Annotated in this window: 24 protein-coding genes; 11 read left to right on the forward strand and 13 right to left on the reverse strand. The window is 52.2% G+C overall.

The features are described from left to right. Positions 1–132 precede the first annotated feature (132 nt). On the reverse strand, positions 133–462 hold the full coding sequence (locus BLU70_RS01230; protein ID WP_040289690.1) for a PadR family transcriptional regulator: 330 nt from the start codon (positions 460–462) through the stop codon (positions 133–135). A gap of 401 nt (positions 463–863) precedes the next feature. Between BLU70_RS01230 and BLU70_RS01235 the strand changes: the two genes are divergently transcribed. The 3 genes from BLU70_RS01235 (at position 864) to BLU70_RS14520 (ending at position 2483) form a co-directional block, all read left to right on the forward strand. Continuing rightward, positions 864–1202 carry a hypothetical protein gene (locus BLU70_RS01235; protein ID WP_040289689.1) on the forward strand — a complete coding sequence of 113 codons (339 nt, stop codon included), beginning with the start codon at positions 864–866 and terminating at the stop codon, positions 1200–1202. A gap of 150 nt (positions 1203–1352) precedes the next feature. Next, on the forward strand, positions 1353–2303 hold the full coding sequence (locus BLU70_RS01240) for an HD domain-containing phosphohydrolase (protein WP_083341096.1): 951 nt from the start codon (positions 1353–1355) through the stop codon (positions 2301–2303). A 12-nt stretch (positions 2304–2315) separates the two neighbouring features. After that, positions 2316–2483, forward strand: coding sequence for a hypothetical protein (locus tag BLU70_RS14520; RefSeq protein ID WP_157785471.1), 168 nt, complete (start codon positions 2316–2318; stop codon positions 2481–2483). Between the two features lie 38 nt (positions 2484–2521). Here BLU70_RS14520 and BLU70_RS01245 read toward each other — a convergent pair whose 3' ends face one another. Beyond that, the gene (locus BLU70_RS01245; protein ID WP_074691336.1) at positions 2522–2929 is read right to left on the reverse strand and encodes a VanZ family protein; all 408 of its coding nucleotides are present in this window, start codon (positions 2927–2929) and stop codon (positions 2522–2524) included. A gap of 140 nt (positions 2930–3069) precedes the next feature. Here BLU70_RS01245 and BLU70_RS01250 point away from each other — a divergent pair, with 140 nt between their 5' ends. Both BLU70_RS01250 and BLU70_RS01255 read left to right on the forward strand, forming a co-directional pair. Next, complete coding sequence (locus BLU70_RS01250) at positions 3070–3876, forward strand: DUF2935 domain-containing protein (RefSeq protein WP_040289688.1); 807 nt, start codon at positions 3070–3072, stop codon at positions 3874–3876. 180 nt (positions 3877–4056) lie between these two features. Continuing rightward, positions 4057–6186 (forward strand): RNA degradosome polyphosphate kinase, encoded by a 2130-nt coding sequence (locus BLU70_RS01255; protein ID WP_074691338.1) that lies wholly within the window; start codon positions 4057–4059, stop codon positions 6184–6186. A 39-nt stretch (positions 6187–6225) separates the two neighbouring features. Here the strand turns inward: BLU70_RS01255 and BLU70_RS01260 are convergent, their stop codons facing one another. Together BLU70_RS01260 and BLU70_RS01265 are read right to left on the reverse strand one after the other, a co-directional pair. Then, a complete protein-coding gene (locus tag BLU70_RS01260) occupies positions 6226–6741 on the reverse strand; it encodes a hypothetical protein (RefSeq protein ID WP_006447284.1) in 516 nt (171 codons plus the stop codon). A 21-nt stretch (positions 6742–6762) separates the two neighbouring features. Further along, the gene (locus tag BLU70_RS01265) at positions 6763–7596 is read right to left on the reverse strand and encodes an SPFH domain-containing protein (protein ID WP_074691340.1); all 834 of its coding nucleotides are present in this window, start codon (positions 7594–7596) and stop codon (positions 6763–6765) included. 189 nt (positions 7597–7785) lie between these two features. Here BLU70_RS01265 and BLU70_RS01270 point away from each other — a divergent pair, with 189 nt between their 5' ends. After that, on the forward strand, positions 7786–9000 hold the full coding sequence (locus BLU70_RS01270; protein ID WP_074691342.1) for an MFS transporter: 1215 nt from the start codon (positions 7786–7788) through the stop codon (positions 8998–9000). A 47-nt stretch (positions 9001–9047) separates the two neighbouring features. Here BLU70_RS01270 and BLU70_RS01275 read toward each other — a convergent pair whose 3' ends face one another. The 5 genes from BLU70_RS01275 to BLU70_RS01295 form a co-directional block, all read right to left on the reverse strand. Then, entirely contained in the window at positions 9048–10268 is a 1221-nt protein-coding gene (locus tag BLU70_RS01275) for a hypothetical protein (protein ID WP_074691343.1), read from the reverse strand. A gap of 190 nt (positions 10269–10458) precedes the next feature. Next, complete coding sequence (locus tag BLU70_RS01280; RefSeq protein ID WP_040289680.1) at positions 10459–11823, reverse strand: Ig-like domain-containing protein; 1365 nt, start codon at positions 11821–11823, stop codon at positions 10459–10461. 205 nt (positions 11824–12028) lie between these two features. Then, positions 12029–13540, reverse strand: a complete 1512-nt coding sequence (locus BLU70_RS01285; RefSeq protein WP_040289678.1) for a hypothetical protein — start codon at positions 13538–13540, stop codon at positions 12029–12031. Between the two features lie 126 nt (positions 13541–13666). Next, on the reverse strand, positions 13667–14014 hold the full coding sequence (locus BLU70_RS01290) for a hypothetical protein (RefSeq protein WP_006447278.1): 348 nt from the start codon (positions 14012–14014) through the stop codon (positions 13667–13669). Positions 14015–14184: 170 nt separating this feature from the next. After that, complete coding sequence (locus BLU70_RS01295; protein ID WP_006447277.1) at positions 14185–14778, reverse strand: spore coat protein; 594 nt, start codon at positions 14776–14778, stop codon at positions 14185–14187. A 223-nt stretch (positions 14779–15001) separates the two neighbouring features. On the opposite strand from BLU70_RS01295, the gene BLU70_RS01300 reads away from it, so the two are divergent. Genes BLU70_RS01300 through BLU70_RS01310 form a run of 3 tightly spaced genes read left to right on the forward strand, consistent with a single transcriptional unit; the run spans position 15002 to position 18006 of the window. Then, positions 15002–15790 carry a DeoR/GlpR family DNA-binding transcription regulator gene (locus tag BLU70_RS01300; RefSeq protein ID WP_006447276.1) on the forward strand — a complete coding sequence of 263 codons (789 nt, stop codon included), beginning with the start codon at positions 15002–15004 and terminating at the stop codon, positions 15788–15790. A 13-nt stretch (positions 15791–15803) separates the two neighbouring features. Continuing rightward, entirely contained in the window at positions 15804–16796 is a 993-nt protein-coding gene (gene galT / locus BLU70_RS01305) for a galactose-1-phosphate uridylyltransferase (RefSeq protein WP_040289676.1), read from the forward strand. Continuing rightward, entirely contained in the window at positions 16777–18006 is a 1230-nt protein-coding gene (locus BLU70_RS01310) for a galactokinase (RefSeq protein ID WP_074691345.1), read from the forward strand. The genes galT and BLU70_RS01310 overlap by 20 nt, the downstream gene beginning before the upstream one ends. 79 nt (positions 18007–18085) lie before the next feature. Here BLU70_RS01310 and BLU70_RS01315 read toward each other — a convergent pair whose 3' ends face one another. From BLU70_RS01315 to BLU70_RS01325, 3 genes are all read right to left on the reverse strand, one after another. Continuing rightward, positions 18086–18364, reverse strand: a complete 279-nt coding sequence (locus tag BLU70_RS01315; RefSeq protein WP_040289674.1) for a GNAT family N-acetyltransferase — start codon at positions 18362–18364, stop codon at positions 18086–18088. A 42-nt stretch (positions 18365–18406) separates the two neighbouring features. Further along, positions 18407–19924, reverse strand: a complete 1518-nt coding sequence (locus BLU70_RS01320; RefSeq protein WP_074691347.1) for a hypothetical protein — start codon at positions 19922–19924, stop codon at positions 18407–18409. Between the two features lie 101 nt (positions 19925–20025). Further along, positions 20026–21042, reverse strand: a complete 1017-nt coding sequence (locus tag BLU70_RS01325; RefSeq protein ID WP_074691349.1) for an endo-1,4-beta-xylanase — start codon at positions 21040–21042, stop codon at positions 20026–20028. A 169-nt stretch (positions 21043–21211) separates the two neighbouring features. Between BLU70_RS01325 and BLU70_RS14525 the strand changes: the two genes are divergently transcribed. Together BLU70_RS14525 and BLU70_RS01330 are read left to right on the forward strand one after the other, a co-directional pair. Next, entirely contained in the window at positions 21212–21358 is a 147-nt protein-coding gene (locus BLU70_RS14525; RefSeq protein WP_006447269.1) for a hypothetical protein, read from the forward strand. 269 nt (positions 21359–21627) lie between these two features. Beyond that, complete coding sequence (locus BLU70_RS01330) at positions 21628–22347, forward strand: VIT1/CCC1 transporter family protein (protein WP_006447268.1); 720 nt, start codon at positions 21628–21630, stop codon at positions 22345–22347. 19 nt (positions 22348–22366) lie between these two features. Here BLU70_RS01330 and BLU70_RS01335 read toward each other — a convergent pair whose 3' ends face one another. After that, complete coding sequence (locus BLU70_RS01335) at positions 22367–23443, reverse strand: NAD(P)-dependent alcohol dehydrogenase (protein ID WP_040289669.1); 1077 nt, start codon at positions 23441–23443, stop codon at positions 22367–22369.

A 23443-nucleotide genomic window follows, 5' to 3' on the forward strand; every position in this document is an offset into this window, starting at 1 on the left:
ATATTTCCAAGTATCGAGAGCCAAGGCAAGCTGAGCGGGACAAAAGTAATCATATCAGGATATTAAAACTTGGAATTTCTCCGTTCTGGAGTGTCCACTATATTGACTTAATACCAATAAGATTCAAGCTCCTTACAACAGAGTATCGAGTATTCGCTTTGCAAATTCCCAGTTCCGTTTGTTATTCGCATAAGTGTCCCTACCCTTTTCGGTAATCCGAAAATACTTACGTCTCCCACCTTGGGACTCATCGCCCCAATACCATTCGATATCACCATCCGCCTCAAGCCGTCGAACACTAGAATACATGGTCGCTTCCTTTAGCTCGTATTCGCCTCCTGAACGTTCGGCAATCAGCTTGACAATTTCGTACCCGTATCTGTCTCGTTCCATCAATAGCCTCAATATCATCGTATCCGTGTGTCCTCTCAGCAGATCAGAGGTTATTTTGCTCTGGCTCATCTCTGCACCTCGCTTACCCCGTCCTGATCATCATATATCATATTACTGTGACTGTCAAAGTATTTGGTTCCAAAATGTAATGATTTGCGTGCACTTCACCGTTAACGAATCCTCACTCACTCGGAAAACGCGTGCTCCATGAAGTGGCCGCGAATATATCAAGAGACGTCGTTTTGAAAGAGCTCGAACTCAAACATGCACATGGGTATATCGTCAAATCGTCGGTATCAACCTTTTCACGCAGTTACTTGCAAAGCATCTGGCAGGGCCTATCGTAGCCACTCTGTTGACATGCGGAAAGTCTATGAGAAAATTGGTTGTCTCTACAGGCGGGAATGTGGCTATAATTACGTGTAGAACAAACGAATGCTATTGACAAACTGCACTACGGAGGGATTGTCATGAAAAGGCCGATATCTATCGGTACATTCGGAGTTGTTTATCTCATGCTTGCCGCCGTAATCCTCACAACTCTGATGGCCGGTTTCGCGACGCATCCCGGCGTGGTGTTAGGCATCATGACGCTTCTCTCGGCACTCGTCATGGTTCATCGATTGCGGTCATCCCGTGGTCCATCGTTTCATGTGCACCTAGCGTTACTCGTGCTCACCGTTCTTGTCGGTCTCCTGGTGATAAGTTTTGGCAGTGACAGAACAGAACTTTGGTTCGCAACCTGCTATGGCCTCTTCAACGTCCTGTATCTATTGGAACTCATGTTTTTGGCGAGGGCATATCGCTGAGGCACATCGACCCCGCTTTAAGTGACGATAACATATTCTCTTTTTTCTCTATTGACTGCGCTGGTGACTGTCTTTACTGTTGATGTTGCAACGTGTCTACAAATGTCGCTTTCGCCTATATGATGAAGAATACCATCCACCCAAAAGCAGGTGCTGAGCTTGTACGATTCATCGACACCACCGTCCCAATGGATAAGCATCTTCTCTCGCGAAGAGGGTCTTGAAACGGCATATACGCATAACATGACAGCTACCCTAATCGCCAGCAAGAACGGTACAGAAATTATTCACCATCGTCTTGCCCGCATCGGAACTATGGGTATCACACCAGCAGCAGATTGGAATGAGCTTGAGTCATTTTATTTATTAACTGGCTCGCTCCGCGTGACATACGGAAACGAGACGTCGATACTATATCCTGGTGACAAGCTTGTGGCCGCCCCTGTACATGAACATGTGTGCATCGTTGCAATCGAGGATAGCGAGTTTTTATATGTGTCATCAGCTCCAGTCTTTCAGACTTACCGGGAATCAATAGATGGATTTCATGAGCTGGCTGTACAAATCGCCCTCAAGGACGGATATACGGCGTCGCACTGTGAGCGCATACGGCGATATTCGCTGATGATTGGATGCGAACTAAACCTTAACGCGACCGACCTTCTCTCGCTTAGCTGTGGTGCGCTGTTTCACGATATCGGGAAAATTCGCATTCCTGATGAAATTCTTATGAAACCTGGTAAGTTAACGCCAGAAGAATTTGATATAATCAAACAGCACACCATTTTTGGAAGGGATATCATGAACTCTCCAGAGAACCCCTTTCTGAACATTGGCAGTAAAGTGGCGGAACAACACCACGAACGATACGATGGAAGCGGGTATCCATACGGACTGAAGAGGGATGAAATCTATCTTCCGGCGGCAATCGTCGCAGTGGTGGACAGCTACGACGCAATGGTATCCAATCGGCCATATCAAACGGCTCGAAAGAAAGCCGATGCGGTTCGGGAGATTGTGTCGCTTAGCGGGAAGTTGTACGACCCGCGCGTCGTTGACGCGTTTCTTAAGGTCGTAGACACATTTGTAGACGAAGACTAAGGAGGAATGACGATGAAACACGTAAAGAAGGTTCTCGTATTTGGCTCACTCGTTGCGGCTACGCTACTCAGCGTTGCTCCGGCTGCGGTTGAGGCGGCAACAACCTCGCACACATCCAGCACTGTCGGCGGCTATCAACCGATGCAACCTCCGTATCCCACTTCTTATCCGACACTGTGAGTTGAACCTCTATGGCATGGCCCTTCGGGGCCATGTTTTTATTCCACACTTCTTCTCTCTCTACTCCCCCACCTCTGAAGCCCGTACGATAGCGCGACGCCAAGTCCGTCTATCACCATGTCATATAATCGCCCATCGCGACCAAAGTACAGTTGGAACAGTTCAGTACAAATGCCAAACAAAAGCGCGATCGCGGCAGACAAGCGAGGGCGCCGAAGAAGCAGAGTCAATAAAGATTCAAATATCATAAAGCCAAACAGGTGACAAAGCTTCGAAACGGTATATTTCCACGAACCAAAATGAAAGTCGAGCTGTAACAGATCCCGAAAGTTCGCATTGGGGTGAAAGTGAAACGCACTTAAATAAAAATGGAATGGATCCATACTGCAGGTGCCGTAGGCGAGAACACACGTCCAAAACAACACGGCGAGCATTCGCCACCACATGCTCCTTGCCCTCCTCCCCGACAACAAATCCGTATTACTCTACCACAACGCCTTCGCGCATACAAACGCCACCTTTCACAATCACCACGCCTTATTTGGGCGCATACGCTGCCACATCGTGTGCAAGAGGAGGAAAGCAGATGAGTTTCGTCCAGGCGGCCCAGTTTGAGCAGCGCTTCTGGCTGCAAGTATTGGGCGATCACGCTCGCTTCATCCACGACAGTCTATCGGTCGATGAAGAAAAAGAACTGACAACGTCGCAATACTTCATTCAGGAATACGATGCGCTCCTGCATACCGTAAATACCATAGTCCCCGATCCGGCAGCACACATCCAGCTTAGTAAGGAAAGCCTCGCGCTGACGCGAAAGTTGCGCGCCTTTAAGCTTCATCTTCTGCGCCGACATCTAACCGGTAGGATCAAAACATATCTGCCACCAACTTTTATCAACCACATGCTGAACGAGCTCGACGAATACCTGCGCATTTTGCACCATCTGCGCAAAGGGGAGGTTCCCGAAACGCAGCACCCACTCCACCACCACGTCCTGTGGCTACAAGATGCCATGGGCCATGCGGCGACGTTGCAGGACGATGTCGATCCGGCAGAATATCAGCTGGCAAAGCGTAGTTACGCGTTCCGTAAGCAGTTTGAGGCATACTATCTAAAGGCCATCGAACTCGCTGGCTACCTTCGTACCAAATTGCGAGAATTCCCTGCCCTCAACCGCTTCAACTTGGAAGTAGGCATGGAACTTACATTGTTTCAGGAATTTCTCAACGAACTTGAGGAGCTGCGTTTATCCGATCAAGCACTCGGCGTCCTTGCGCCCCTTTTGCCTGACCACATGGCGCGTGAGGAACTATATTACCTGACCAAGCTCGCTGAGGTTACAGAACTCGCTGCACCTGTGGGGGACCCCACAAAACCGCGCGTAAACAGTTAATTACCACAATCAACCAGGTACAGGAGGCAAGCTACCCGATTCAGACGAGCCGCAACAAACTTGCCTCCTATTGCCGAATAACAGTTTCCCATTGCTTTCCCACATCATTGCGGCGACAATGCATATACGAATATCATCGGCACAGCCGAACGACTACTGTGATAAAGGTATGAACTCATCATGCAGCCCTTGGACCATAAATCGCACTTTATCAATCGCGAATTGAGCTGGTTGGCATTTAACGAACGCGTAGCTTCGGAAGCCATCAACACCGCTAATCCTTTGTTCGAAAGGCTAAAGTTTATGGCCATCTGCGCATCCAACTTGGACGAATTCTTCATGGTTCGTGTAGCCGGACTCAAAGATCAGTTAAAACTTGGGATGGATCGCCGAGACGATAAAACGCAAATGTCTGCCGGACAGCAATTGCTCGAAATTTCAAAGCGCGTCCACACCGACGTCGAGCGCTTGTATGGCACATGGTCTCGCACCTTGTTACCTGCTTTGCGCCGAGAGGGTATCCATTTCTTAACGTCCAAACAGTTGAACTCCCAACAGCAAGCGTATTTGGAAAGCTATTATCATGAACATATCTTCCCCGTGCTCACGCCACTTGCCATCGATGCAAGTCACCCATTTCCTATGCTTGCAAATCGAACGCTAAACGTCGCCGTTCTCCTGCAACCCTTGGAAAGCCATTCCGAGGTCGATCCGCCTTTGTTTGCCGTCGTGCAAGTGCCGTCCGTGTTGCCGCGATACATCGAAATCTCCGGCGCCCATCACAAGCGAGCGTTCGTACTGCTCGAAACGGTGATTCAACTGTTTATCCACGCTTTGTTCCCCGGCCATGCCGTTGTCGAACAAGCTTGCTTTCGTATCACGCGCAACGCGGACATCAACGTGGACGAAGAAGGTGCGGAGGATCTCCTTGAGGAGATCGAAAAGGAACTTAAAAAGCGAAACCGAGGGGCCGCAGTGCGCCTGGAAGTGGAGCAATCCATGTCTCCGGAACTCGTTGAAACACTGCGCGACTGGCTCGAACTTGAGCACGAAGATGTATACTCGATTCTCGGGCCACTTGACCTGACGTTTCTTATGCGCTTTGCCGCCGAGCCGGAGTACGCACATCTGCGCTTCCCCCCCATTTCGCCGCAGATTCCGCGCGACTTTATCGGTGAAAGCAACCTGTTTGATACCATTGCCAAGAAGGACATCCTGCTCTTTCACCCGTACGAATCATTCGATCCGGTTGTCCATTTCGTCAATCTCGCGGCCAACGATCCACAGGTGCTTGCTATCAAACAGACTCTGTACCGCGTCAGTGGCAATTCGCCAATCGTCTTGGCTTTGGCAAGAGCCGCGGAAAACGGCAAACAGGTCACGGTACTCGTGGAACTCAAAGCCCGCTTTGACGAGGAAAACAACATTGTTTGGGCAAAGAAGCTAGAAGAGGCTGGGTGTCACGTCATCTACGGACTGGTCGGCCTCAAAACGCATAGTAAAATCACGCTGGTTGTTCGCCGGGAAGGCGACAATATCGTGCGCTATGTGCACTTGAGCACCGGCAACTACAACGACAACACAGCCAAATTGTATACCGACATCGGCATGTTCACGGCCCGTGCGGACTTCGGTGAGGATGCATCGTTATTTTTCAACCATCTTACGGGTTTTGCTGATCCGCCCGCGTGGAACCAGTTTGCCACGGCTCCACTCGGGTTAAAGCAAAAGTTTTTAGATTTGATCGATCGCGAGATTGAACACTGCAACGCAGGCCGTCCGGGGCGCATCATCGCCAAGATGAATGCGCTAACCGACAAAGACCTCATTCTTGCGTTGTATCGAGCATCGAACGCAGGTGTCGAGATCGACCTACTGGTGCGTGGCATTTGTTGCTTGCGACCAGGCCTTGCGAATGTGAGCGAAAATATTCGCGTGTCGAGCATTGTTGGGCGGTTTCTCGAGCACAGCCGCATCTACTACTTTTACAACGGCGGTAACGAGGAACTCTTTTTAGCCAGCGCGGACTGGATGACGCGCAACATGGTAAGCCGGGTAGAAATTCTCTTTCCAGTGCTGCAGGAGAATTTGAAGGAGCGCCTGCAACATGTGCTCAACTTGCAGCTTGCAGACAATGTCAATCGCTGGCTCCTACTGCCCTCGGGCCGGTATCAAAAGGTTGCCCAAGGCACAGGTGATACACCCTGCGCATCGCAAATGCGGTTCTACGCAGAAGCGCGAGGTGCCGCGGACAAAACGGCTCGAGCCGTCGCCGAATCCATGATTCCCCGCACACCCCCGCGCCTCTGACGATGCTCCTTGTTGCGAGGCATGGGACAACCGCTCCGATTACGGCGTGGTACATTGTTGCAACAGCGCGTTGCGGCGAACGAGAATTGCTTCGATTTGATCGATTGTGGTCTCATCCATCGACTGCATGGCTGTGGCGATCTCACCGTCCACCGCGAGCAGTTCGTAAAGCATCTGTTCGTTGTCCGCCGTGCCATGAAACACGTACTCGTCTGGTGGAATAGGAGCCGATAAGGCAATCGTCCGCACTTGCTCCACACGGCGAATGTATTGCTCCATCTCTTTCACCGCCGCCAGACCCTCCAAGGGCGGGTATGGATTTTCGCGCGTTGGTTCAGGCAACGCCTGGCGAAGTTTTTTCAGATCCTGACGTAGTTGGGCCAAATACTGCCCGAGGGCATTGTCGATCGCGTTATGGAGCGCACGGCTGCGCTCACGCAAGCGATACTTCGGATCTTTGACGTTGATAAACCACGCATTCATCCAACCTGTCAGCAGTTCGTTGACCACGCCGCGCGGCGCTAGGGCGATGCCGTACTTCATCAGATCGCTCATTCATCCATCCCCTTTGCGGCCTTACGACTCATTGCCGAGGAGTTTTGTCACGCGTTGTGCAGCCACCTGCGGGTTGCCGACAAAGAACGGTTCGCCAATGGCCATGTTCGGTGCCGACACGACGCCTTTGCTTGCCATGATCATCGCCGTATAGTAACGCACCGCATCGAGTTCAGAGAGGCCAAACGCTCGTAAGGCAATGAGTTCCTTCATGCGCTCGTCCTTCGGGTACACGAGCGCCTTTACATCGTTTAAAGTCAACCCGTAAACTGACAAAAAATCCTGAAGATGATCTTTCACGAGTTCCAGAATTTCAGGCATCTTTTCGTTCACCCGCTCCAACTCGGTCAGTTGAACGATTTTATTAATAGACTGTTCGATCACTGGACCCGCGTACCAATTGACTTCTTTCATGCTGACGTAATGCCCCGCCATCGGCATGTGTTGCACCAGCTTCAAGGCGTCGTCCTTGGTGTCAACATGCACATAACAGCTTACGTGATAGCCCATTTCCGCCATTTCGCGCGAGTATGCAATTCCAGATACTTCGAGAATCAGTTTCGCGCGGTTGACATAGATGACCTCGTATTGCCACGGACTATTACCGCCAAAGAACGCCTGTTGAAAGGCTCCGATAATGGGTCGATCCGGCGTTTGAATCACATATTGACCCGTGTCGTACACGTTCAAAATAGCGCCGCGCGACTTTAATACGGCGAAGTGATTCGATTCCACGGTGAGCAACGAACCGTTCAAGATGTTGTTGTCGGGATAGTGGTACGCCAGAACGTCAGGGCCCATCAATTCCTTTCCATCCTGCGTAAGGGTGCTGATCACTTGGCGAATGGCTGGCATCGCATATCCTCCTCGTTCCTTTGTATGCAAGAAACTCGTGTTTTTGGATGTCACAACCTTTGGAGTGTCTCTTTGGCCATCATATACCCATTGTGCAACAACTGTCTGCCAATTTTACGAGATCTGAAATTTTTCCGCTCCGATTATCAGAAAGAGGAGTAAGATGAAAGAAAAACGTTGGTGATCAGTATGGAAACCTGGCAGCGAAATCTTGTCGTCCTTTGGATTGGCACACTTCTGACATCCTCCAGCTACTCGATGGTCGTCCCCTTCTTGCCCTTGTTCCTTCTGAAAATTGGCGTGCACTCGCACACCGAACTTTGGTCAGGTGCTTTATACAGCGCTGCATTCCTCGCCGGCGCTATTGCGGCGCCATATTGGGGTTCTGTGGGTGACAGATTCGGCCAAAAGCCGATGATCATCCGGGCAGGTATCGCGTTATTCATTACATACGGCTTAACCGCCTTCGTCCAAAATCCGTACGAACTCCTTGGCCTGCGCATCCTGCAAGGACTGCTGTCCGGATACATTCCCGGTTCTATTGCACTCATCGGCAGCAACACGCCGGAAGACAAGGTCGGGTACGCCCTCTCGATGATCTCCGCAGCAAGTTCGGGCGGCGGCATCGTGGGTCCACTCTTGGGGGGAACGATTGCAAGACTTGCGGGCAATCGCGTTGCGTTTGGCAGCGCTGCCATCCTCGTCTTGATATCAGCACTACTCGCCATCTTTTGGGTCAAAGAAGCGCAAATTCGTCGAGCCACTACGCGGCCATCCGTGGTGCGCGCTATCGGCGATGCCCTGCACAATCGCCAACTGGTCACCGCGCTTTTGTTAAATATGGTCGTCTCCTTTTCCATCATGACCATCGAACCAGTGCTCACCTTATACGTGACACAGCTCGATCCGTCGACCCAAAACGCCTCATTTATCGCCGGACTCGTCTTCTCCCTCGCTGGCATTGCCAGCGTTTTATTCGCGCCGATTTGGGGCAAGTGGGCGGACAAAGTTGGCTTCCCAAAGGTGATGATTGTCGGCCTTGTGGGCGGTGCAGTCTGGACACTGATGCAGATTCCGTTTCATAGCGTGATCGCCTTCGCTGCAATTCGCTTCATATACGGCATGTTTTTCTGTGCTGTCTATCCGGCCATCAATGGTCTCATTGTGCGCTCGACTTCCCAATCGTTTCGCGGACGCGCATTTGGCCTGAATCAAACGGCGAATCAGATTGGCAATACACTAGGGCCTCTTGTCGGTGGCGCAATCGCAGATGTCACATCGATTCACGGCGTATTCTGGGTAACCGGAGCGCTCCTTGCCAGTGTGACATGCACAGCGATCACGGTGGTGCGCAAACCTGGCATGCTGCCCAGTGTAAACGAAACACATCACACAGCCCAATAAAGAGCGAAGACCGCCGGTGCTATCGCAGGGCAGGCGGTCTTCTATGTTTATGAAAGCGAGCCGTCTCGCTCTGGAGAGGCATGCTTACGAGCAATTTGCATCGCTTGTAACACCGTATCCATATCTTTCTGCAAGTCGTCATACTTTGCCTTCCATTGTTCGCATTCACTGCGCAAGCGGTCATACCGAGTATTCGCCGACTCTAAAAGCGCCTCGAGTTCAATGCACCGTTGCTTCAAATCAGCGAGTTGACGCATTTGGTCACCAGATTCATCGACAATTTCGATCCGCTGCAAATACGCAATGAGTTCCTTTTTCGAAATGCGATCGCGTTGATTTACAGCGAAATCTGCCGTTTCTGACACACTGTCCGCAACTTCCTCCAACGGTGTTGACGATACGGCGTTCACGACCGGCTCCTGGCTCCACGACGTACTTGATGGAGCGCTGCTTACCGGCTCTTCGCGGCGCTGTTCAGCGCGTGCCGCCAACCGCGTCTGCTGCAGATCCTCCAGCGTTCGGTGCGGAACGGACAGCGTCGGCCAATCCGGATCCGACTCTATGGCACCGCGTTTGTCGCGATGTTTTTCCGCCTTGGTCACGACGGCTTTACGTCTAGCTTTCCAAGCCTTTTGCAACTTCGACTTCGTCTCCGACACGCGCCGAGACCATTGCCCAAGATTCCCCTGAAACAATCGACTGAGTGGAGTCACCCCTTCACCTAGCCGTTCTTCCGCAATGTCCTCAAACGTGAACTGACCACGACGAATGGCGTCGATCAAGGCATGCAGGCAGGTTTCATGAAACGGCCCCGTCAGGTCCATATGTCTGCATTCGTCACATACGAACTCGGAGAGCTTACTTAAAAACTCCTGGGTTAAATAAGTCGTTTGTGGTACATGGTAATAAACGCCATCGTCCTTATCCTCGACCTCGAGAATCCTGCGATCCGCCAGTCGTAGCGCAGCAAGCTCGGCAGCGGCAAGGTTGATTCGCGGCCCCGGTCCGCCTTCAAGCAACAAGTCGACGCGTCCACTGTGTATCTGACCTTCCTTGAGCGCCCGATAAATGTGCATTAGGAGCACATCTTCGGCTTCGCCCTCCGTGTCCGGCCAATCCTTCAGGATGAATGTCGATGGATCTCGCCTGCTTTCAATAAACTGGCGAGCTTCCGCAACGGTCACCTCATTCCCATAATATGTATCATACAACGTAATCCCGTAGCGCGTCGCTACATCGAGTGCCTGCATCCCTTCTAGCGTCTTCACAAGCGTCCCCTCACGATCTTTGTGCTACATGACGTTTCTCTCTACAAGATTCGATGCTATCCGATTGTATTCGTCATGCATAGTTGAAGACCTTGTGACATTTTCGGGCAAATACAAATGATGCCCCAACCGTTGCTTGGGGCACCTAACCAAAATGTTCGATTCCGTGCGTCACATCCGAGTAATTTTCTTAATTCGAACTGTTGCTCGAATTGGACGTCGTGTTATCGGAACTCGCAGAGCTATTCGCTGCAACGGCGGTCGATACAGCAGTGTGATCAAGGAACGATACACTGTATTGCGGCGACGCACTGGATGTTGACGAACTTGAACTCGAGGAAGAGCTGGAACTACTCGGTGCCGGCAAGGTTAGCGTCACGGTCTTGCCATCGCTGCTGAGCGACACACCCGACACGACAACTGGGATCGAGGTCGAACCATCCGTCTCAGTTACAATGAACTCGTCAGCCGTTGGTGCGGCGGTAAACGCTTGATCAAACGTGACAACGAGACTGTTGGAGTTTGCCGTCACAGACTGGATAGTCGGATCGTTCGCGCCTTGCACATAGACGGTAAACGGCACCTTTGCTTGAAAGCCTTGTCCGTCCGTCGCTTGAATATGTGCGACACCTGGGGCAACAGCGGTCACGGTACCGTCGCTGGCCACCGTGGCCACAGACGTATTATCCGAGGTGAACGTCAAGCTTGGCATCGGCTTGCATTGGTCGCTCACGCCGCTCACCGTAAGGGTCTTGCCAACCTGCAAGGCACCCGATGTCACGCCCGGTGTTCCATCGTTGACCGCCACAACGGGCTCATAACCGAGCACAGCGTTGCCACCCATATAGGACACACTGTAGTGTGGCACCGGACCTGGTGGTGTGATTTCAGGAATCGTGTATGTTACAGTCTTGCCATCCGAGCTCAATTGTGCTGCACTTGGGGTCACGGTCGTACCATCGCTGCCGGTGATGCTAATCTCACTGCCTGTTGGAGCAACCGTGAACGAATTCGCAAATTGGACGACAATCTGTCCGTTGTACGCGTCGACAGCCGTGATGGAATTTGGCGTGTTGATATCAAAAACACGTTGATTCGCGTTCCAACTGCCCGCATTCACTGCGCCGATGATCGATTGTAGTACGGTAATAGGGATATACGTGGTTTTATTGTTGGTTGCTGGATCCGCTTCAACTGTGGTTGCCGTTTTCCCCACGACCTGGCCGTTGATGGAAATGGACGTGTTGCCTGAATCACTCCATTTAGCCGAGGCAACTGCGGATGCGAGATTCGCTGGAAGCTCGAGATCCCATACATGTTTCGCACCATTCCAGGTCGCCTTGTAACCAAGCTTTGTGAACGCATTGTCAACGTAGAAAACGGGCAAGTAGGTTTGATTGTTGAACGAAAAGGTTTCCGGCTGACTGAGCGTTTGCCCACCGACAGACACGGTGGCTTGAAACCACGATGGTAACGTCATTGCCATTGTCATGGGGACACCCGTACCAAGAACGACAGATGTTGCCGCCAATCCTGCTAAAACTCGCTTGACCATTTGACTTCCCCTCTCTGACTAAAATCCGGGATCTTACTTGGCGCTACGGTTAAGCTGCGTGGTGTAAAAGCGCTATCATACCCGTCTTGGAACAGTACGAATATACCAAATTCAACACTAGGCAGAAATGATACGCGAACAACTAAATCGTTTTGGGCAATGGATAGCCTATCCGTACAATCGTTTATGCCAATGCGCATTGGTCTTACGATTTGACATCGATGACGAGGTGAAATGCAGGCTGTGCTTCCCCTGGATGATCCAGCTTATAAGTCAACAAAGGCAGCACGTAGAGATTAGGAACCTTCTGATTACCTTGCTGAATCGTTGGGTAGAGATCGATGTAGTGGATGCCTGGCCCGCCAGTCGCGCGTATATGAATTTGCATATCACCGTTTGTGTTAAAGCCGCAGGCATAGCCAATCGAACTGTTGTCGTAGAGCACGCTGTAGCAGTTGTCATAGGTATCCGGACCGCCACCCTGCAAGTGAATCGTGAAAACTTGACCTGCCTTTACAACCTTCGGTGCAGACACGAGACTTGGATAGATTTGATACGTCGTTGTACCGACGATAGTTCCCGCTGCATCGACCGCCTCTACGGTGTGTGGCGGCCCGCCCACATTAACGGGCACGGGAATCTTAACGGTAAACGTGCCCGTGCTACTCGTGGTCACATGTCCCAGCACCGTCTGGGCTGAGTGGTAGCCAGCCGCTGTTACATGATTCCCAACCGTGTTCGACCATTCAAGCGTCAGTGATTCATTTGCGGGAAGTCCTTGGCCCGTGAGTGTAAAGGTACTACCGACAATACCATGTCCAGGCGACGCAATGAGGTGGTTCCCTGTGCTGATTGAAGGAGCAGGAATCGAATCCTTGACATCGACTGGATGTCCCTTTGTAACCGTCACAGGAATCGAAAATGTCGGCTTCCAGCTATAAGGAGATTGCTGTTCATTGAGGTATGGCGAACCAATAGAGCAGGGAGCAATTTCAATCCAATGGGATCCGATGCCCTCCGCTCGCACCTGGAAGACCGCTGTACCGTTGGTTGTCACAGCTGCGATATTGCCCATCAAATGATTGTCATACAAGACTTCGTATGCACTTGAATAGGCGCCATAGCCAATGCCTTGTACGCGGATGGTAAAAAAGCCTCCCTCCGACTCCCGCGTGCGACTGATTGTGAAAGAAGGTTTAACCGTAACACTGCCTTGCGCCGCGACAATCCCGCTTGCATCCGCCAGCCCGATTTGATGAATATCGCCGTAGCCAGTGGGTATTCGTAGCACACCATGCACTTGCCCGTTTGCGTCCGCTGTCACTGTCCCCAATACCTTGACAAAAGGCGTAAAGGACTCGCCCACAAAGGTGTTCCCGTCCACGTCCCATGTCCCTTGGAATGCCTCCCACAGCAACCGATATGTTTGCTTAGGCACGAGCCCAGATGCACTATACGTCACGCGTTCACCGATTGTTGGATATGTATTGCTGACGTCGATCACAGAAGGCGTTGCGACAGTTTGCCCCAACACATCACTGCCCATCGGGCTCTGCCCACCTGCCTCACTTCCCGCACCGGACGAGCTAATTGCGTTTGTATCCGCCGTACTGGAACCCGTCGTATCGGCGGATGCCATACCTCCACCAGCGGCCAAAACCGTTGCGATGATAGCGCTGCCAATGGCCCAAGATCCAAATCTCCGCGTTCGTTTCACGCACGTTCCTCCACATCGTCGATGATCTGAGCCAACTACAATCAAACGGTGATTGCACTCGCCCATACCAGACTATTTAGAGAAAAGTGCTGCGATTTCCTGCTGAACACTCCAAGCTAGGAGGCGTCATGCGCCCCTTCGCTTGGCCAACAACGCTCGCAATAAGCGCATTCGGCAATCGGCGTCGAGCCAAGGCAACTCTTCACCGACTTGAGTCAAAATGGCACTCTCATCTTGCAATTCGTAGACCTTGCCCTCCATGCGTCCATCTTCGTGCGCATGCTTAAACCACAGGTACCAACGTTCTCCCCTTAATACAAGTCCAGCACTCTCGGATACTGTCCAGAGCAATTCGCCATCATGTAACAGCTCGTCCACAGTCTGCTCAAAGTGATTAAACGTGTTTGACAAATCTTCGAGTCGACCAAAGCAATACGCAACCATCGTCTGCTCAACATTTGCATAGTACTGCATAAACCAGACTCCTTGCCTCATCTGCTTTGGGTTGGATACACGTGGTGACCTTGCTAAATAGGATACCCATTCTGTCTCGAAGTTATCTTGAATCTCGTTTTAGTCCCATATAACGCAAAGGGCGATCCGCGAAAGGTTGCGGATCGCCCGTGGCTTTCTTCAACCGATCCTCACTGTATGTGTGGTTGTTGCATGGTTGGCTGTTGTGGCAGTTGATATGACTGAATCATCGTCTGCGTCGTGTTCTGTTGCAATGTAGGCACCTGATAATCGCCTTTTTGGTTCATGAATGAGAAAATGTCGTATGCCATGCGATCGCACATGTTCGCGCCCGCCATGAGATAAGCACGGAACTGTGGATTCACACACTCTAGCGCAAAGCTTGTCCAAGCAGTTGCACCAAATTTATGAAGGTTCAGTGCGACCGTACAAATTGTGCGATCCGATAACGACTGTGCGTTCATATTCGGCGCCGGATGGCTTGGATTGCGCAGGCCGAGCTTAGGCTGAACATGCATCGTCGGTTGGTAAGCCAACTGGTTGTTTGCGTTTGCAGATCCCTGCATGATCTGTACGCCCTGCACGTAGTGTTGTTCAATCATGTGCGCCTGTTGCTGAAGCAGATTGCGCAACTGCATATCTTGGGCTTGTTGGCTTAGAAAGGAAAACATTTCGACGTTGGCTGACTTCGTGCTGAGGGCCTCGTGCATGCCGATGATTTCATGTGCACCGTATGGGGCGTTGGGCTGTTGTTGCTGTTGCATCGATGAAAACCTCCACGCGAAATGTAAATTGCAATTTCCGTTTTGCGACAATAGATTCCCCTTCTCTCACCAACTCCATTCACGCTTCAATGCAGGACCCACTTGCCAACTCCCATGAAAATTCCATTCGAATTTCATTTATTATCACATGTTGATCATCATTTGATTATGGTATGATAATTCATGAACAACGCAGTCTAGTATCTGATATGGAGGCGTTTGCGTGTATCCGAAACAACGGCAGGAACTGTTGCTGCAGTTGCTCGCCCAACATGGCTTCGCGTCCTACCGACAACTGGCTGAACACCTAGGGGTTTCCGAAATCACCGTGCGGCGCGATATGAAAGCGCTGCAGGCTCAAGGCTTGGTCGAAAAGTCGTTTGGCGGCGGACAAGTGGCGAAAGTCTCCAGTGAACTGCCCTATATGCATAAGCGCATTATGCAGATTGGAGAAAAGTCGGCTATTGCAAGGGCGGCATTACAGTACATTGAGCCCGGAATGACCATCGGGATCGGTGCGGGAACCACCACCTGGATGCTGGCACAGGCCATCGTAGGGTTTCCAGCCTTGACCCTGTTGACCAACTCGGTCAACGTCGCTGGCGAATTGTGCCGTAACGGATACGACGATATTCTGCTCACGGGCGGACTTTACCGAACGCCGTCGGACGCCTTAGTTGGCCCTGTTGCAGAGCGCATGGTTCGCCAATTCCGAACCGATGTCTTATTTTTGGGCACCAACGGCATGCATATCGATTACGGTTTATCGACACCCAATTTGCAGGAGGCTTCTATTAACAGGGCGCTCATGGAACGTGCCGCCAAGGTCGTTGTATTGGCGGATCACACCAAATGGGGTATCGAGGCGATGTGCAGCTTCGCCCATATGGATGAAGTGGATGTGCTGATTACCGACAGACTTCCAGGGGATGCGGAGCGACAGGCGCTGCAGGACATGGACGTAAATGTTGTCGAGACGCCGGTGCCTGTTGCATCGGATAGCCTATCCTGAAGAGGTGACAACCATGACTGAAATTCGCTATAACCCGTTGTTGCGCGACTGGACGATGGTCGCGTCCAATCGTCATAAACGTCCCAATCTCCCCAAGACCAATTGCCCATTTTGCCCTGGCTCAGGCAAAGTTCCTGACAACTACGAAGTGCTGGCGTACGACAATGATTTTCCGGCGTTGTCGCAAGACCCACCAACACCGGACGACGTGGCGACTCGTTTGTATCAGGTGCAACCTGCATACGGAAAGTGCGAAGTGATCTTATATTCGAAAGAGCATACCACAAGTCTGCCACAACTTCCCGTCGCACACATTCGCAAGTTGGTGGATCTATGGGCGGATCGTTTTCAAGCGCTGTCCGCAAACCCACGCCACAAATACGTGTTCATCTTCGAGAACCGTGGGCCGGAGGTCGGCGTGACGATGCCGCATCCGCATGGCCAGATCTACGCGTATCCGTACGTGCCACAAAAGCTGCGTGTCGAATTAGAATCTTTTCACTTACACCGGGAGCAAACCGGGCACTGCTTGATGTGTGACATCAATGCGGAAGAGCAGCGCGTTGGCGTGCGCATGTTGGATGAAACAGAGCACTTTCTCGCGTATATTCCGTTTTTCACCGACTATCCATATGGCGCGTTCATCTCAGCGAAGCGACACGTCGGAACGATCGCGGAATTTACGGATGAAGAGCGGACAGATCTCGCACGCATCCTGAAACGTGTCACGAGTGGCATGGACGAACTGTTTCACCGCGAATTCCCGTATATGATGGCGATCCATCAAAGTCCGGTGAACCAGGAGGCAGGCGCGCCGGACTTCCACTTCCATATTGAGTTTTATCCGCCACTGCAAACGGAAACGCGGTTGAAATACCTCGCTTCCTCAGAAACCGGTGCCTGGGCGCCATGTAATCCCATGGCCGTGGAACAGACGGCCCCTGTACTCAAAGCCGCCATCCAAACACGAAAGGAAGCGAATAAACATGTCGATCCGCTGGTCTGACATCCTTGAACAAGCTCTAACATTTTCACCAGGTTCACATACTGACTTGCGCGCGTTTTTCGCGCCCGGTCGGGTGAACTTGATCGGTGAGCACACCGATTACAATGGCGGATATGTCCTGCCAGCAGCGCTTGGCATCGGCACATGGGTTCTGGTACGTCCACGTGCCGACAGACGGTTTCGTTTCGCATCGACGTTTTCCGATCTCGTCGTCGATGTCGACGCCACCCATATCATCTACGATCCCGCGTATGAATACGCCAACTATCCGCTTGGCGTGATCGACATCCTGCGCAAAGAAGGCGTGGAAGTTGAAGGAGCCGACTTCTTTTTTCACGGCAATCTGCCGATTGGAGCGGGCCTTTCATCGAGTGCGTCTGTAGAGGTTGCGACTGCGGCGGCCATCGACGCGCTCGCAGACGCTCGTCTAAGCAAAGAAAAGATGGCACTCTTATCACAACGGGCGGAAAATGAATTTGTGGGTGTCAACTGCGGTGTGATGGACCAGTTTGCCGTCGCGATGGGTCAAGCTGACGCGGCACTCTCGCTCAACTGCCAGACGCTTGCGTACCAGTTGGTACCAATGCATGCAAGCGGCTACCAACTTGTCATTGCCAACACGAATGTGCCGCGCAAGCTAGCTGGATCGAAATACAACGAGCGGCGTGCCGAATGCGAAGCAGCACTCGCCATTCTCCGTCAGGAGTGGCCGAGGCTACAAGCATTGGCGGATCTTTCGCCTGCACAATGGCCACAGGCTGCCGCGCTGTTGGAAAACGCACACTCTACAGGACATGATGCGCAGATTTTGCTGCGCCGGGCGCGTCACGTCGTCTTTGAAAACGATCGCGCGTATCATGCGGCAGACTTGCTACGAAGGGGCGATTTGAAAGCGTTCGGCAAATCGATGAACGAGTCTCACCGATCCCTGCGTGATGATTACGAAGTGACGGGCGAGGCGTTAGATGCACTGGTGGAGGCCGCCTGGAATGCCGAAGGATGTATTGGGTCTCGCATGACAGGCGCGGGATTTGGCGGCTGCACGGTAAGCCTTGTGGCGCGGGACAGCGTGTCCACATTTACAACATCCGTGGCAGAACAATACAAACAACGTACGGGCAGAGAGCCTTCATTTTATATTACGGACATCGGCGAAGGCGTGCACGAGGTTAGCGTCGCTAACCTTTGGGACAATGTGATTACATCTTGATACAACCACGAACATGCGCAAGCCGGTCGCGCGGATACCCTGCACAGCGACCGACTTGCGTTTAACCCGCTCTTGCGTTTCAACTCGAAAGCAACACGTCTACATATTCTGGATGGCGTTCGAACTGCACCTTGGCATAAGAGCACACCGGCTGAAGCTTTAGTCCTTCGTCGCGAGCCATGTTGACCAGTTCGCGAATCAACATCGCGGCCACCCCTTGGCCTTGGTAATCAGGTGAAACAACGGTATGGTCGATGGACCAGGCGTGTTCGCCAAGCGGCGAACAGGACACGTACCCGACACGCACCCCGTCTTCACGCAATGCATGAACACCATCTTCTACTCGTTTTAGTTCCATCCGCCTTCCCCCTCGTAGCCGCAAAAAGGCAGTCCTTGTCGATCACGGCGCTGAATTGCTGATGCCAGACACGTTTTCAGGCTGACCGTCAGAAGGGCTCGTTCCGTTGGCCGTAGAGGTGCCAGTCGCATTGGTTGCTGTAATATTCCCCGTTCCTGTGCCTGATACCCCATTGCCTGTCGAATTGGTAGTCGAATTGCCAGAACTGCTGGTTGAATTGCCAGTGCCGTTGCCCGCACTGTTGGACCAACCGGGTATAGACAATCCAGACGGCAATACCAGCGGTATATTTTGGTATGCAATGGTCGCATGTGCGGACATGACAACATCCATGGACTGAATGACTTCTGAGACGCGTTTAGCCGAAGCGCCGGTTCCGCCCAAACGGCCGATCACGCTTTTCGGCAAGCGCATGAGCGTATGAACATCTTCAGCCGTCAACACGGGATTCCCATTCTGTAGCGAGATATGAAGGGTCACACTCGCCACTACTTGTTCCCCTATTTGATGGACAAGTGACTGCGATACGGTTGACGTATTCAATGCTGTCGACAAAAATCCTTGGATAAACGGCGCGTAGTAATCCTCCGCAACCTGCGATTTCAGTTGCCCGGTGAATACATCTTCACCAACGCCCTTCTGATATTTTACGTCCTGAAGGGCACCAGTCGTAAACACAGGAATTTGTACATTTTCGGGAGCCATCCAACCAAAGTTTGACTGTTTCGACCAGGTTCCGGAGCCATCGTTGAAATACACGTCGTCGTGATAGTTGACGTACGTCCACGTTCCGTCGGTCTTCGCCGAGTTGCTCCCTTGCTCACCCTCAACCAAAGTGGACTGTGCGATAGCGGCACTCTGTCCGTTTGCCGTACCGACATCGTACGTGCTTGTGTAGCGCTCATATTGATTCGCTTCTGATTGTAAAGCCGAAACGAGCGACGCATCGGAGCGCCACTTCGGAGCAATTTGAAATTGCAGACGATCAGTCTCGACACAAGTGGTCTGACTGTACAGCGCATTGTCATAGTTGGCCAACGCGCTCGAGAATTCCTTGCGCTTCGTGCTCGAGAGCGTCCACGAGCCAGGAATCGATGCGATTGAAGAAGCAAAAGCCTTCAACTTCGCAATAAACTGCTTTCCTTCCGCCAACGTCAAATTCCCTGTGTTACTTGCCATCAACCCTTGCTTCACTGCCCATGTCAGAGGTGGCTGACCCGCGAGATCCATGTGGTAATACTTCGCCACGACGCTCGTTGCAAACGCCGCAGAAACTGCATCGGATACACCAAATCTCGTCTTATTGTCCGGGGGCGCCAAACCCAACTCCAAGGATTTATGCACATACCCCCACAGTGCGGTTTTGGATGACACGTCCTGAAAGGTTGACTTGCCAGATAAATCTGGTTTTATGTTGACCGATTCTAAAAACATGCTTAGAAATTGGCCCTTCGTTAAGGCGGTTTGCGCCGACACCGGCTCGGCCATAGCGGCCATCGGCATCGCCACTACAGCGGCCAAGGCCAGCGACGAGTAAAACTTTTTCGTTGTCTTCGACATTTGTGGTCCCCCTGGATAGACTTCTGGTTTCTCACAGCCGTTTTGTCTACCCAATTCTACCACGCCTTCCAATGGAATTGGAAGAAGTCATACGATTCTTGTCAAAATTCAACCACGCTCCAAAACGCCTGTTTCGGCCCGTGGTTCACGTCAAACAGAAGTGGCCAGTCTTTGCGTCCGCGAACAGGGAAGTTGTCCCGCCAGGTATCATCATCGGCAACCCCCCAGAACGTGACGCTTTCGATGACATCCTTGCGAGCGCGCAACAATGAAAACAGAGAACGATAACGCTTGGCCAAACGTTTGGCAAGTTCATCGTCGTAGGGTAGAACTTCTTGCGATTGGCCGCCCGTTCCGTGGACATTGCCATAAACACTCACGTCGAGTTCTGTGATATGAAGGCGCACACCGAGTGACGCGTAGCGGTCGATAGCTCGTTCAATTTCGTCCAGCGCCGGATCGTCCAACATCCAGTGCCCCTGCATACCAATCCCATGGATGGGGACACCTTCATCGAGCAGACCTGCAACAAGTTTGTAAATGCGCTCCGATTTATCGGGTTTGGTTTCATTGTAGTCGTTGTAGAAGAGCAGTGCGTCTGGTGCCGCTTGATGTGCGATGCGAAAAGCCTTCGCAATGTAATCATCGCCAAGGGTCTGCAGCCAGCGGCTGTCCCGTAAAAATCCTGTACCCGCGTCGACGACTGCCTCATTGACCACGTCCCAACAGCCGATGTCGTTGTGGTATCGACCAAGCACTGTTGCCACATGCTCTTCGAGTCGACGCTCGACAACGGCCGCTGTCGCTGTTTGACCGAGATCGTCCAGAAACACTGCGGCTGGCGTTTGATTGTGCCAGACCAACGTGTGGCCGCGGACAAACATACCGTGCTCGCGGGCAAAATTCACGAGTGCATCCGCCTTTGCGAACTCGTATCGATCCTGTTCTGGATGAATCTCTTCCCACTTCATTTCGTTCTCTGCGGTCACGCTGTTAAAATGCGTGACCAACAAGTCACGGTGGGTATTCAGGGACTTGGCATTGACGGCAGCACCAATGCGAAAGTACGGGCGGTAGCGCTCACTCAAGGAAGGAATATTCCGATAAGTGTCAGTCATCGTGTGTCCTCCATTCACACTTCAAAGTGTAAGAAATCGGTTTCCGCTAAACGTTCACAAAGCAAACGCTTCACATGAAACATTGTTCACATTGGAAGCGTTTCAATGATGATCCAACTGCAGAACGTCACCATATAATCGAGGCAGAAAAGGAAAGAGGTGCGTTGGAATGGAACAATCGAGCTACATCGCCACTCGTTGTGTGTATGAAGCTGTGCTCCAGACATATAGCCAACGTCGCGTGTCGTTTGGCGGACGTTTTGCGACAAGCGAGTTCACTCGCAAGCTATGGAACAAGATTGCGCTACGCAAATAACCACGAATGTGCCGCACTCTTGTCTGACACACATCTCGCGTGGTAGTTGCAGCGACGAGCGCTGATAAACTGCCACGCTTTTCATTATGCAAGCCACCTCGCAAAAAGCCGAACGTCGAGTAACGGCTTGTCCCCTAACTGCCGCAGTAAGGTTACTCAAATCCCCTCGTTTAGGATTGACTTATATTGCCATATCGCGTTACTGTGTTGATGCGCAGAACTCGCGCATGATGACACTTTATATAGATAGGAAGATTACATTGAGTACCATGTCGCCATCTGCACGACTCGATGAGCTATTAGGACACGAACAAAAACGAAAAGCCCCCGGTTGGATAGGAGATGCGATTTACGGCGTAAACGATGGCTTGGGTGCTATCTTCGGCATTATCGCCGGCGTCGCCGGTTACACCCCAAACAGTCACACCATTCTCGTCTCCGGTTTCTTCGGCGCGCTTGCCAGCACATTATCCATGGGTGCAGGTGCTTGGCTGGCCACCAAGTCAGAAAATGAGTTGATGGAAAAGGCGATCCACGAAGCCGAGCAGAGCATCCGCCAGCACCGCGACAAGGAAATCGAGATTCTTTCGTTAATTTATGAAACCAAAGGCTTTACGGCAACCGAAGCGAACGAGATTGCACACCGCATTGCGGAGGACGACGAGTTGTTCGTAAAAACCATGGCACAAGAGAAGCATGGTATTCATGAAGCGAGCCGTGGAAACGTCTGGGGATCAGCGATTTCTGGAGCCATCTCGACGTTTATCGGCGGCATCGTTCCTCTGATCCCTTTCTTTTTCATGCGCGGCATTGGAGCAGTCATTGCTGCCGCCATCGTCAGCTTGCTCGCCCACTTTGTCGTCGGTGCACTCAAAAGCCTGGTCACCGTGCGTTCCTGGTGGTCCAGCGGCATCGAAATGACGTTGGCCGGCGTGATCGTAGGCGTCATCTCGTACTTGCTCGGTGTGTTCGGCAGTCACATCTTATAGAACGCCGGCTATACCGCACTTAACGCTGCGGGTAGACCATCACCTTGATGCTGCCCGCCTTGTTGGTTCGGGCGCGCTCCAGCGCCTCGCCCACTCTCGACAGCGGATACGCGTCCGTGATGAGCGACGACGTATCGATCCGGCGCAGCAAGGAGATGCCTGCAGGGTACGTGTTGGCATATCGGAAGACGCCACACATCTCGATCTCGTCGTCTACAAACTGCGTCACGTTGATGGTGTTTTCCGCGATCGGAGGCATCCCGACAAGTCCCATCCTGCCACCTCGGCGAACCATGGCAAACAGACTGGTCAGCGCAGCCGGATTGCCCGCCGTCTCGATGCCAACATCAACGCCTTCTCCGCCAAAGAGATCCTGTACGACCTCACCAACAGCCTGGGTGCCTACATGGATGGCGTGCGTAGCCCCCATTTGCAGTGCCACGTCCAATCGTCGCGGCTCGACGTCGCCGACGACAATCTCACTAGCCCCTTTCATCTTGGCTGCGATCACGCACATCAACCCGACCGGGCCCATGCCCATGATGGCCACGCGTTCGCCAGCCTGCAGTCGCACTCTATTCAATGCGTGCAAACCAACCGAGAACGGCTCAACGAGAGCTGCCTGCTCAAACGACATATCGTCCGGAATGCGATACACGAAGTCCGCACGATGCGCCAGATATTGCGCAAAAGCCCCGTCAACTGGCGGTGTGGCAAGGAATTGAACATCTGGGCACAGGTTGTACCGACCTGATTTGCACGCTGGGCAGCGTCCGCATGTGACGCCTGGCTCTACGGCAACTCGGTCCCCAACCCGCAGATGATGAACACCATCGCCAACGCGGACGACCGTCCCTGCACACTCATGTCCGAGAATCAACGGGCGCTCGACGACATAACGACCGATCCGCCCATGCTCGTAATAATGTACATCGGATCCACAAACGCCCACAGACTCCACGCGTATTAACACTTCGTCGTCCCGAATCTGGGGAACTGGTATTTGTCGCAGTTCGATTTGCATCGGATCCGTTAGATAGGCTGCCAACATCCGCTCTGGAATCGAATCCCCATCCTTAAGCGCTTTCACCCGCAT

It is taken from the genome of Alicyclobacillus hesperidum (assembly GCF_900107035.1).
Classification (GTDB): domain Bacteria; phylum Bacillota; class Bacilli; order Alicyclobacillales; family Alicyclobacillaceae; genus Alicyclobacillus; species Alicyclobacillus hesperidum.